Raw genomic sequence first — 12,625 nt, 5'->3', positions numbered from 1 at the left:
AAAAAAATAAATTTCATCACTTTTTACAATGGACTATGCATACCCTTGAACAGTAACCATAATCCCCTGTACCATACGAAAACCATACACCTCAGCCTTTATTCCCTCACCATTCCATGCTATACTACAACTTCGAACAATCTGCCACAAAAGCAAATACAAAAGCAAAAGGAGACCTCAAAAAACATGAATATACAATCCAACCTCACCCCATACCTGGAATTCTGCAAATACCGCAAAGAACTCGACTACAACACCCTCAAAGCCTACAAGACTGATCTCCGGCAATATTTCACATACACCAATACCAACACCCCACAAAGGCAGCAGATTGAAGCCTACATCACCCATCTGCACAAGCAATACAAGCCCAAAACCGTAAAAAGAAAAATCGCCTCCATAAAAGCCTTCTATAATTATCTGGAAGAATCCGAGATCATCACTGAAAATCCATTTCACAAAATCAAAGTCAAATTCAAAGAATCCGTAACACTTCCCAGAATCATTCCCAGAGAAGAAATCGAACAGCTTCTGAATCATATCTATAAATGCCTGGAACAAAGCACCGCATCAGATTATAAATATATTCTGCGAGATGCAGCAGTCATCGAACTGTTTTTTGCAACCGGAGCCCGTGTCTATGAAGTTTCCAATATAAAAGAAGAAAATATCAATCTGAATACAGGACTGATTAAATTAATGGGAAAAGGAAACAAAGAAAGATACGTCCAGATCAGCAATCCTTCAGTGCTTGCCATATTGAAAAAATATTACAAAAAAAATAAAACAGAGATCCAAAACAGCGGCTTTTTCTTTGTAAACTGCCGGGGAAGCAGATTTACGGAGCAGTCCATCCGCCTGATGCTGAAAAAATATACAAACCAGGCCGGCATAAAAAGAAACATAACCCCACATATGTTCCGTCATTCTTTTGCGACCTATCTGATAGAAGAGGGCGTGGATGTAAGCTGTGTGCAGCAGATTCTGGGGCATAGTTCCATAAAAACAACACAGATCTATATCCATATTGCAGCGAGGAAACAGGCTGAGATTCTGAGAGAACTGCATCCACGAAACAAGATGGACATCGCAGGTGCGGCATAAAACAGTAGAATTCCTTATAATCCCACCAAAATCCCCACCATCCACCAAAAGCAAATATTAAAAAATGTCATAATCAGACCAAATTCGTGCCAATTCAGCATCCTACAACAGTTGACTACACCAATCGAAAATGCTATTGTATATACGAAACTAAAAATAGGGCATGTCTGTGCTCGAAAAATGTGTTATAATGTAACGCATATGCGTATACGGTATAAAACATAAAAAGGAAGCTTGGGAAAGGAAGGGACAGGAGATGCCCGCTACAACAGGGTGCTCCTGAATATGAGAGGTGCAAATGAAAAATAACGGAAACAAAAAACGAAACATTCGCTGGACACTTGTTTTATACGACATAGTGATATATCTGGTGGTTGCAGCTTTACTGTTGGTTCTCTATGGCGGCAACGATAAACTCGCGACAGTAACGGTTATCCAGCAGATGCTTCTTTCCGCGATATGTGTCTTTGCTGCGAGACTGATTGGCAATGTCTACGGGCAGGTATGGCGGTATGGCGGGATTCAGTGTTACATCAGGCTATTGTTTACAGATGCGATTGCATTCTGGGTATATGTATTACTGGAATTGATACTTCCGGTTCACAAGATTACCTTTGCAAGAATGCTGGCGTTGTTCTGCATGAACGTTCTGGGAGCGCTTACTCTTCGTATGATGTACCGTTACGCTTACAAATGCGGCAATCAGGAAACTTTGTATGGCAGATTTCTGGCGAAACTTCTTTATCTCGTATCCGGTGTACAGGCGGCAAGTGACAAAGAAGTACAGAAGATTAAGATCGCGATCATCGGTGCAGGTCGTGTAGGAGTAAGCTTTGCAGAGGAGCTTCTTAATAACGAAGAAGCTGCATACATACCACGTTGTTTTATTGATACTAATAAGGAAAAAGTCGGTCGTGAAATTCAGGGAATTCCAGTATACTCAGAAGACGAAGCAACGCTCAAGAGACTTGCAGAATACGAAGTACAGGAAATCGTCTTTGCGATTCCATCCATGGATGCTGACAAGAAAAAGGCTCTGTACGAATACTACAAGAAAGCCGGATACAAATTAAAGGTCTACGATTATCCGACAGTTTATGCAGCAGGCGGCAAACGCCACCTGAGAGAGTTTGATATTGAGGAACTGTTATTCCGTAAACCTCTGGTCGTTACAGATGAGAAGACTTATGACTACTATCGCAACAAAGTAATCCTGATCACAGGAGGCGGCGGTTCCATCGGTTCCGAACTCTGCCGTCAGCTTGCCAAGATGAATCCACGCAAGTTGATCATTCTGGATATTTACGAAAATGGTGCCTACGATGTTCAGCAGGAACTCAAGATTGCCTACAAAGGTAAACTCGACCTTCAGGTAGAGATTGCTTCTATCACAAACCGCAGAGCGATGGAAAGAGTCTTTGAGCAGTATCATCCACAGATCGTAATCAATGCAGCAGCTCATAAGCATGTTCCGCTGATGGAGCACAACTGTATTGAAGCAATCGAAAACAATGTCTTCGGTACCAGAGTAATTGTAGAAATGTGTGAGAAACACAATGCAGAGCGTTTCATGATGGTATCCACAGACAAGGCAGTCAATCCGACCAACGTTATGGGTGCGACGAAACGAATGTGTGAAATGATCGTTCTGAGTGCAAGTACACACGGTAAAGTTAAATACAGTGCGACCCGTTTCGGAAATGTACTTGGAAGTGCAGGATCTGTTATCCCGCTGTTCAAACGCCAGATTGCCAACGGCGGTCCGGTCACACTTACAGATAAGAGAATCATCCGTTACTTCATGACCATTCCGGAAGCCTCTCAGCTGGTACTCCAGAGTGGGGCAATGGCACAGAATGGTGAACTGTTCGTACTGGATATGGGGAAGCCGGTCAAGATCCTGGATCTTGCAGAGAACATGATCCGTCTGTCAGGTGTGCAGGGAATCGATATCGTAGAAACCGGTCTGCGTCCGGGAGAAAAATTATACGAAGAACTTCTTGTTAAAACAGAAGAACTTGACAAGACACCAAACAGCATGATCTTCATCGAACGTGATGCTCCGCTGTGTGAGCATGATATTAATGTGAAACTTGAAGAACTGCAGGCTGCGTGTGCGACAGAAGATGACAACGTAGCACGCGAGGCTCTGAGAAAAGCAGTTCCAACATTCAGAAAGCCGGAAGAAGTAAACTGTACTGCCGAGCAGTCAAAAGAGATGGTAAATACAAGAAAAAATATGCAGCATTTAGAACAGACTGCAGTTATATAATTCATAGAATTAAGAAAGAAGGATTTAGTTATGAAGATTCCATTTTCACCACCGGACATTACAGAAGAAGAAATTGAGCAGGTATCAGAGGCATTAAGATCCGGATGGATCACAACCGGACCAAAAACAAAAGAATTGGAAAAAGAAGTTGCAGAATTCTGCGGAGTAAGCAAAGCAGTATGCTTAAGCTCTCAGACTGCATGCGCTGAGATGACTTTACGTCTATTGGGCATTTCGGAGGGCGATGAAGTAATCACCTGTGCATATACATATACGGCAAGTGCTTCTGTAGTCTGCCATGTAGGAGCTAAATTAGTAATGGTCGATACGCAGAAAGACAGTCTTGAAATGGACTATGATAAACTGGCAGAAGCTATTACTGAAAAAACAAAAGTAATCATTCCAGTCGATCTTGGGGGTGTTCCATGTGATTATGACAGAATCTTTTCTATCGTGGAAAACAAAAAAGCATTGTTCCATCCTGCAAACAAAATTCAGGAAGCAATCGGAAGAGTAATTGTTATGGCAGATGCGGCTCATGCATTTGGTGCGACTTGGAAAGGAAAACTGGTAGGAAGTATTGCGGATTTTTCAAATTTCAGTTTTCATGCAGTGAAGAATTTCACTACAGCAGAGGGCGGTGCAGTGACATGGCATGATATTGAGGGGATTGATAATGAAGAGATTTATCATCAGTATCAGCTCTTGTCTTTGCATGGACAGTCAAAAGATGCTCTGGCCAAAACACAGCTTGGTGCATGGGAATATGATATTGTCGGTCCATGGTTTAAATGCAATATGACAGATGTCGTAGCAGGGATTGGACTGGCACAGATGAAACGTTATAAGGGACTTCTTGCCAGAAGAAAAGAAATTATTGAAAAATATGATGCGGCATTTAAACCACTTGGTATTGAAGTGCTGGACCATTATACAGACGAACACCAATCGTCAGGACATCTGTATATTACAAGAGTTCCTGGAATCACTCTGGAACAGCGTCATGAGATTATTGTTAAAATGGCAGAAGCAGGAATTGCGTGCAATGTACATTACAAACCATTACCGATGATGACTGCGTATAAAAATCTTGGATTTGATATTGAAAATTATCCAAATGCTTATAAACAATTTGAAAATGAAATTACATTACCTCTTCATACAAAATTAACAAATGAAGAAGTGGATTATGTAATTAAGAATTACTGCCAGATTGTAAAAAGTTATATTAAAAAATCCTAATCAATAAGGGGAGCGAGAATGAGAAAGTGGGAAGATCTTCCTGAGTTTATGAAATGTGATGAGGTGAAAGAATACTATAATATTCTTTCTAGAAAGAAAGTCAGCCTGATATTAAAGAGGGGATTTGATCTTGTGGCAGGTGTTGGGATTCTTGTAGTAACTGCAATTCCAATGCTTGTCATTGGAATCAAAATTGCGACTGAGTCTGAAGGTGGAGTTTTTTATCGTCAGGAACGTGTTACCACGTATGGAAAGAAATTTAAGATTCATAAATTTCGGACTATGGTAGCAAATGCAGATCAGATTGGCAGTGCGGTTACTGTTTCTGGTGATAACCGTATTACACCGACAGGAGCTTTTCTTCGAAAATATCGTTTAGATGAGCTTCCGCAGGTGTTTGATATATTGTCTGGAAATATGAGCTTTGTTGGAACGCGACCAGAGGTGGTAAAATATGTAAAAAAATATAAACCAGAATATTTTGCAACATTGTTATTACCTGCGGGAATTACCTCTGAAGCAAGTATAAAGTATAAAGATGAGGCAGAACTGCTAGATGCAGCTGAGGATGTAGACGAGGTATATATTACAAAAGTTCTCCCAGAGAAAATGAAGTATAATCTGAGTAGTATAAGAAAGTTTAGTTTCTTAGGAGAAATTGCTACAATGATTAAAACTGTTTTTGCAGTGCTGTAAGGAAAGAGGAGGGAATATTTTGATTTCAGTACGTGAGGTGCAATCAAATGAAAAAAAACTGATTAATGAGATTGTCTCCATTCATCTTAATACATTTGAGGGGTTCTTTCTGACTTTTATGGGACGCGGATTTTTAAATCAGATGTATAAATCTTATTGTGATTATGAGTATGCTGGCTTATTAGTGGCTGAAGATGGGAATAAAACACTTGGATTTCTGGCATATTCAAGTAATTTTAGCGGCTTATATAAGTATATGATTAAAACTAAAATTATCCCATTTGCCTGGTATAGTATAGGGGCTTTTTTTAGAAAACCATCTGCGTTTATGCATATTATTAAGGCTTTTTTAAAACCAGGCGAGGCAAAAAGAAAGGAGAGGTATGTTGAACTTGCTTCAATTGGCGTTGATCCTAAAAGTAAGTCAAAAGGAGTCGGCTCAAAATTAATAGATGAATTAAAAAATCGAGTAGACTTTAAGAAGTATGCATACATTACTCTTGAAACGGATGCCATAGATAATGATCTAGCTATCCATTTTTATGAAAAAAATGGTTTTGTTAAGAAAAGGCAATATGCAACAAGTGAAGGTAGGAAAATGCTTGAATACAGATACAGGAAGAGTGGGAATCATAAATGAATATTTTGTTCTTAGATGCTTATTTTGAACCAGAATCGATTGCATTTACACATTTGGAAAATGATTTATTAAATGCTTTAACTAAGACGGGACATAATATTTATATTATATGTCCAACTCCTACCCGCGGAATCGATGATACAGTAAGAAAAGAATATAAACATAGATATAAAGAAACATTGTACAAAGGGCATGTTCATGTTAGAAGATTTAATGCACCAAAAGAGGGAAAAAATCCAATAATTAGGATGTTTAGGTATTTATGGTGTAATTTGCAAACTTATAGATATGGAATTAAATATAAAAATATAGATGTGATTTTTGCTAACAGTACTCCTCCAACGCAAGGATTGTTAGGTGCTTTAGTGAAAAAGAGACTAAGCAAGAAAAAAAACATCCCATTTGTTTATTGCCTTCAGGACATTTTTCCAGATTCGTTAGTAAATGCCAAAATGACTTCAAAGGGAAGTTGGATTTGGAAATTAGGACGAAAAATAGAAAATTATACTTACAAAAATGCAGATGAAATTATTACAATCAGCGATGCTTTTAAACAAAATATCATAAAAAAAGGTGCAGATAAAAACAAAGTTCATGTAGTTCCTAATTGGATTGATACTTGCGAGGTGTTTCCCGTTTCTAGAAACGATAATCCGATTTTTGATAGATATAAATTGGATCGAAATAAATTTTATATTTGTTACAGTGGAAATATAGGTCATTCACAAAACATGAATCTTCTTCTAGATGTTGCAAAGCAGATAAAAGATGAAGAGATTCGCTTTGTAGTAATTGGTGATGGTGCGGCCAAAGTAGAAGTGGAAAAGAGAATAGAAGCGGAAAAAATTACGAATGTGGTGATGTTACCTTTTCAGCCTTATGAAGAAATTGCAAATGTGTTTAGTGTGGGAGATGCTGGGTTAATAATTAGTAAACCTGGAATAGGTGGAAGTTCTGTCCCAAGCAAGACATGGAGCATTATGGCGGCAGAGAAACCAATATTAGCATCATTTGATCAGGACAGTGAGTTGGCAACTCTTATTAAAAAAGTTGGTTGTGGAATTGTATGCCCTGCGGGGGAAAAAAATAGCTTGATTAAAGCTATACTTAAATTAAAGAGCGAAAATAATACTAATATGGGAATACGGGGAAGGCATTATGTTACAAATGAGATAAGCAAGAAAAAATGTGTTGATAAATATTTGAAAATATTGAAAGTTTAAGGATGGTTTATATGAGAAAAATAGTGTGGATTGGCAGCTATGTTTCCGAAAAATCTATATCAAAAGTACAAGAATTGGGATATAAAAATCCTGCATCTGTTACATCTCAAGCTAATATTTTAGAAGGTCTAGAAACAGTTACAAATTCAAGTATTGATACATTAGGTGTTCTTTCTTTTAAGGGCTTTCCGAGTGATAAAAAAATTTTTATGCCTAAAATAAAATCGACACATGGAAAAGGTGCAGAAGATATATTAACATCTGTGGTAAACATAAAATATTTTAATAAATGGTACTCAAAGTTAAGCCTAAAAAAAGATGTAAAGAAATATTTTGAAAAATTGAATACAAAAGAGCCTGTGGATGTTTTTATTTATGAGATGCGTTCTGTTTGCTTGGAGATGGCAAAGACGATTAAAAAAATTAATCCTAAAATAAAAATTCATTTAATTATTCCGGATTTGCCACAATTTATGGATTTGAGGGCAGGACAATTAAAAAAATGGCTAAAAAGAATTGATTGGGAAAATATGCGACATAACATGGAATATATAGATGATTATATTTTATATACAGAATCTATGGCTGAATATTTGCATATTACAGATAAAAAGTGGATGGTGATGGAAGGTTCAATAAATTCTAGAGAAATCGAAAGACCTTTAAAAACATCATCAAGTAGTAAAAATAAATTTATAGTAATGTATTCAGGGGGTATTAAAAAGAACTTTAAGATAGAGAATTTACTTAAGGCATTTGAACTGTTGGATGATAGATTTGAATTATGGATTACTGGTAGCGGAGATTTTGAAAAAAATGTTATAGAATATGCTGATAAAAATAATAAAATTAAGTTTTATGGATTTCTGTCATCGCGTGATGAATTACGTGAATTGCAGGAAAAGGCGACAATGCTTATAAATATGCGCGATCCGAAAGAAGAAGCATCAAAATTTTGTTTTCCTTCAAAATTATTTGAATATATGCTTACGGGTAAGCCAGTGTTGTCATTAAAATTGATGGGAATTCCTCAGGAATATTTTCAGTATTTAATAAATGTGGATAGTACTGGGGCTAAAGATATAGCAAAAGCTATAGAGAGGGTCGCAAATGAAAATGATAAATGTAGAGTGGAATTTGGGATGAAAGCACGTGAGTTTATTGTTGAGAAAAAAAATAATATTTCACAGGCGGAAAAAATTTATCAATTTATAAAATAAAGTTAAAATTAGGACAAAAGTGATATGCACCACAAAGGAAATTGCAAATGAAAAAAATTAAAGTGAAATTTTCTAATATATTAGTTATTATAATGTTGTTTATAAGCATGGGATGTCTTTGGAAAATGCTGACGAAAGCAACGACAGGTGTTTCGGGATTTTATTGGATTGTTCCATTTGTTTTTACCATGTGTTTAGTGCTTTTTCCCTTTGACGTTAAACTACATGAGGGTGGTATAGGGGTTAAGATATTATTTGGAGTAATGATTGTTAGATATTGTATTTCTCCATTGTTAAATACAATGACAAATTTGAGTAAATATGGAACAACGGAGACCATTTGGTCTATTGTGTACCAATGTATAGAAATAATTTCTGTGTTTTTAGGATTAAAATTATTTTATAGAAATGAGGAAAAAAGGGTAATTAATAAATTAAAAAGAAAGTCTAGTGAACATTTAAGTTCAAAGTTAACGTATTCTGGAATTGCCATTATGTTATTTTTATGTATGATAATGATTTTGAGAGGAAATGGTGATGAGATATGGGATGCTGCTAGATTTTTTTTGGCGACAGATGCTATTGAGAATAAAGCATATGATTCATATTCAATTATTGCACTGCTGAGTATGAAATCTATGTTATTTATTGCTTTGGTGCAGTTATTTAGCGATAAAAATAAAAAAAATCACAGGAAAATATGGCCATGTCTTGGTTGTATGGTAGCAGCTATTAATTTTATGATATATTTCGGAAATAATAGATCTTCTGTCATTCAATGTGCGTTAGCGTCTATTATGGTTTTATTGATTCTTTTTGAAGATGATAAAAAATTTATATTAAGTATTACAATACCTATTTTGACCTTGATTGCAATAAGTTTGATTTTTTTAAAAAATTTTGGAATAGATATTACATCACAAACAAATAGTACGACAATTAGTTTAAAAGAAATAGCAAATACAATTGATTTGTATTTTTGTGGAATAAATAATGGTGCATCAGAACAGGCACGTTACATTATGGCCAGTAAAGATATGCATATAGGATCGTTTTTTAGAGACATTACAAATAATATATTTCTTTTTAAAATACCAGGATTAACATTTGTTGATAGCATTTTTTCTAATTATCCAACAACATCTGATCTTGTAACACAAGGATCTACAGCGATGTTGTCGCTTTCTGGACAGCTTACTATGTATTGTGGTCGCATTTTAGGATTAATTGCAGACATAGCTGTTCAATTTATTATGATTAAAATCTTATCAAAATTGGATAATATTGTTAAATATAGTAAGAATGTAGGAACAGTATATATATCTGCATGGCTTGCATCATTAATAGGAATGTTGCCAATGTATTGTTTGATTACGATTTTGTGGTCAGCAAGTAATACACCATTTTTCTTATGGCTGTTGATTAAAGTTAATAATTGGGGCCACAAGCATAAACTAGTTGTTAGATATTAGAAGATTTTAATTGCAAGGAGAGTAATGAATGAAAATAGCAGTAGTAGCACCAGGAAGATTACCAGTACCGGCTGTAAAAGGTGGTGCGGTGGAATCATTAATTGACGTCTTTTTAAAATATTCTAAGAATTCACAGGATGAATTTTGGGTATTTAGCGGTTCTGAAAATATGAGTAGAGAATTTGAAAATGGAAAAATACATTATTTTCAGTTAAAACGTTTACCTGTGAAAAATAATATTTATAATAAAATAATTCGACATTACTTTCCGCTTAACGATGACAATGAGTATTTAGAGTATATCATTGGTACATTAAAAGATATAAAAATTGATTGTATTGTAGTAGAGAATAGACCATTATTTGTAAAAAAAATTAAAGATGCTCTTAAAGTACCAGTATATTTACATATGCATAATGATGCTTTGGTAGGAAAAAAAAGAGAGGCTAAAGCTATTGAAAAATGTTCGAAAATTTTGGCAGTGAGTAATTATATTGAATCCTGCATAAAGAAAAATTATCCCAAAGCAAAAATTTCTGTGGTATATAACGGAATATCAGTACAGAAATTTTTGCCTAATAATAATATTAGAGAGAAAGAAAAAATAAGGGAAAAATATGGTATAGCTGAAAAAGATATAGTTATATGTTTTGCAGGACGATTTGTTGAATCCAAAGGAGTTTTAGAGTTAGTTCGATCATATAGCAAATTACAATATTTTGCAAATGTTAAATTAGTGATTATGGGCTCTTCGTGGTATGGAGTATCGACAACTAATCCGTATATCGAAAAAGTAAAAAGAGAAGCTAAAAAATGCAAAAATAAAATAATATTTACCGGATATTTGAGTAATAATAAAGTTGCAGAACTGGAGGCTGTTGCAGATATAGCTGTTTTGCCTTCAATGTGGGAAGAACCCTTGGGTTTAAGTATTCTAGAAGCTATGGCATCTGGTTTGGCAGTTATATCCACAAAATCAGGAGGGATTAAAGAAATTATAAAAGAGAATAGTGGTATTTTATTAAATAGAGATGATAAGATGCTAGATAATATGACGTTTTATCTAGAAAAATTGATTCTCAATGATGAATATCGTAAAATGTTGGGTAAAAATGCGAGAAAAAGAGTTGAAGAATGTTTTACAGAAGAAAAGTATTATAAATGTTTTAGGAAAGAATTAAATGAACAATAAAATAATTGAGGAATTAAAATGAAACAAATAAGTAGAAAAGAACAGTCAATAAAAAATTCCTTTGCGGCAAGCTTTTGTTATTTATTACAAATTATGATGTCATTTGTTGCAAGAACCTTTTTTATTAGACTGTTAAATTCAGATTATCTCGGAATAAATGGATTGTTTGCCAATATATTAACAGTACTTTCTCTTGCAGAATTAGGGGTCGGAACTGCTATTATATATGCAATGTATACACCAGTAGCACAGAATAATATTTCTAAGATTGCGGCATATTTAAATTTTTATAAAATTTTATACAGAATTATTGGTATAATTGTTGCTATTGTGGGAATGGCAATTTTGCCATTTCTTCCAGTATTAATAAATAATGTTCCAGATATACGAGAGAATATTAGTATCATTTATTTATTGATCTTATCGGAAACAGTTTTTAGCTATTTTTTTTCTTATAAAAAATCTATATTGATTTTATATCAACAAAATCGTATTGAACAATGGATTAATACTTTTTGTATTTTACTAAGATATGTGATGCAAATATTAATATTGATTACGACAAAAAATATTTATTTATATTATTTAGTTCAAACAATATTTACGGTATTATCAAATTTTATTGCGTCTAAGGTAGTGGATAGGAGATATCCGGAGATTGTTACACAAAAGGGGGAATTTTTGGAGAAGGAAGAAAAGAAGAAATTATTTAAAAATGTTCTGGCTATGTCTGCCAGTAGAATTGGATCAGTTGCAGTTAATGGAACTGATAATATTTTGATTTCAATGTTTTTAAGTACTTCTCTTGTTGGGATATATTCTAATTATGTATATATTATAAATTATATTAAATCGTTTGTGGCAAAAGGGTTTGCTGCAATAACTTCAAGTGTTGGAAATCTAGTATCTAGTGCTAATAATGATAAGGTTTATGAAATATTTAAATTAACATATTATACGAGTTATTCTTTTGCTTTTTTTATTACAGGAATTTTGGTGTCTGTTTTAAATAATTTTATCGCAGTATGGGCAGGAAATGAATATTTGCTATCTTTAGTAATAACCTTATTATTAATTAGCAATTTCTTTTTTGGAATGCTTCGTCAGGCAACGGAAATTTTCATAGATGCATATGGTCTTTTTTGGCAACTTAAATATAAGCCATTGTTTGAAGCAGGAATAAATTTGATTCTTTCAGTAGCTTTAGCTAAATATACAGCATTGGGGCTGACGGGAATTGTAATTGGAACATTAGTAAGTAACTTATTTACAAACATATGGTGGGAACCATATGTATTGTATAAATATGGAATGCACAAGAAAGTGAAAACATATTTTAAAAGATTGGGAATAGATACTTTGGTATGTTTTATGAATGCATTATTAATCTTAGGAATAACAAGTTGGATTGGCGAAACTTCAATTGTAAATTTAATTTTAAGGATGATAATTTCAGCAGGCATATCTACTTTGATATATTTATTGGTATATTGGCGGTGCACAGAATTTAAATATATAATAAGAATGATTAATAACAAAATAAGAAAATGATAGGTTGTAAAGA

10 protein-coding genes are annotated in these 12,625 nt (G+C 34.3%); all 10 read left to right on the top strand.

Going from position 1 to position 12,625, the window contains the following annotated elements; all coding sequences use genetic code 11:
* Positions 1–186: 186 nt before the first annotated feature.
* The 10 genes from DWX28_RS16440 (at position 187) to DWX28_RS16395 (ending at position 12,612) form a co-directional block, all read left to right on the top strand.
* Positions 187–1,104 carry a tyrosine-type recombinase/integrase gene (locus DWX28_RS16440; RefSeq protein WP_118254001.1) on the top strand — a complete coding sequence of 306 codons (918 nt, stop codon included), beginning with the start codon at positions 187–189 and terminating at the stop codon, positions 1,102–1,104.
* Between the two features lie 298 nt (positions 1,105–1,402).
* Positions 1,403–3,376, top strand: coding sequence for a polysaccharide biosynthesis protein (locus tag DWX28_RS16435; RefSeq protein WP_118253999.1), 1,974 nt, complete (start codon positions 1,403–1,405; stop codon positions 3,374–3,376).
* Positions 3,377–3,406: 30 nt separating this feature from the next.
* Positions 3,407–4,618, top strand: a complete 1,212-nt coding sequence (locus DWX28_RS16430; protein ID WP_118253997.1) for a DegT/DnrJ/EryC1/StrS family aminotransferase — start codon at positions 3,407–3,409, stop codon at positions 4,616–4,618.
* A gap of 18 nt (positions 4,619–4,636) precedes the next feature.
* Positions 4,637–5,314 carry a sugar transferase gene (locus DWX28_RS16425; RefSeq protein WP_118253994.1) on the top strand — a complete coding sequence of 226 codons (678 nt, stop codon included), beginning with the start codon at positions 4,637–4,639 and terminating at the stop codon, positions 5,312–5,314.
* A 19-nt stretch (positions 5,315–5,333) separates the two neighbouring features.
* Positions 5,334–5,954 carry a GNAT family N-acetyltransferase gene (locus DWX28_RS16420; protein ID WP_118253992.1) on the top strand — a complete coding sequence of 207 codons (621 nt, stop codon included), beginning with the start codon at positions 5,334–5,336 and terminating at the stop codon, positions 5,952–5,954.
* Positions 5,951–7,177: a glycosyltransferase family 4 protein gene (locus tag DWX28_RS16415; RefSeq protein WP_118253990.1), complete on the top strand. Its 1,227-nt coding sequence runs from the start codon at positions 5,951–5,953 to the stop codon at positions 7,175–7,177. Before DWX28_RS16420 ends, DWX28_RS16415 begins: the two co-directional genes overlap by 4 nt.
* A gap of 11 nt (positions 7,178–7,188) precedes the next feature.
* Positions 7,189–8,397, top strand: coding sequence for a glycosyltransferase (locus DWX28_RS16410; RefSeq protein ID WP_158565333.1), 1,209 nt, complete (start codon positions 7,189–7,191; stop codon positions 8,395–8,397).
* Between the two features lie 47 nt (positions 8,398–8,444).
* Complete coding sequence (locus DWX28_RS16405) at positions 8,445–9,869, top strand: hypothetical protein (protein WP_118253986.1); 1,425 nt, start codon at positions 8,445–8,447, stop codon at positions 9,867–9,869.
* A gap of 28 nt (positions 9,870–9,897) precedes the next feature.
* On the top strand, positions 9,898–11,061 hold the full coding sequence (locus DWX28_RS16400; RefSeq protein WP_118253983.1) for a glycosyltransferase family 4 protein: 1,164 nt from the start codon (positions 9,898–9,900) through the stop codon (positions 11,059–11,061).
* Positions 11,062–11,079: 18 nt separating this feature from the next.
* Positions 11,080–12,612: a lipopolysaccharide biosynthesis protein gene (locus DWX28_RS16395; protein ID WP_118253981.1), complete on the top strand. Its 1,533-nt coding sequence runs from the start codon at positions 11,080–11,082 to the stop codon at positions 12,610–12,612.
* Positions 12,613–12,625: the final 13 nt, after the last annotated feature.

The sequence above is a fragment of the Blautia sp. AF19-10LB genome (assembly GCF_003461245.1).
GTDB lineage: Bacteria > Bacillota > Clostridia > Lachnospirales > Lachnospiraceae > Blautia_A > Blautia_A intestinihominis.
Note: the sequence above shows the minus strand (reverse complement) of the source record. Positions and strands in the feature narration are given on the sequence as shown.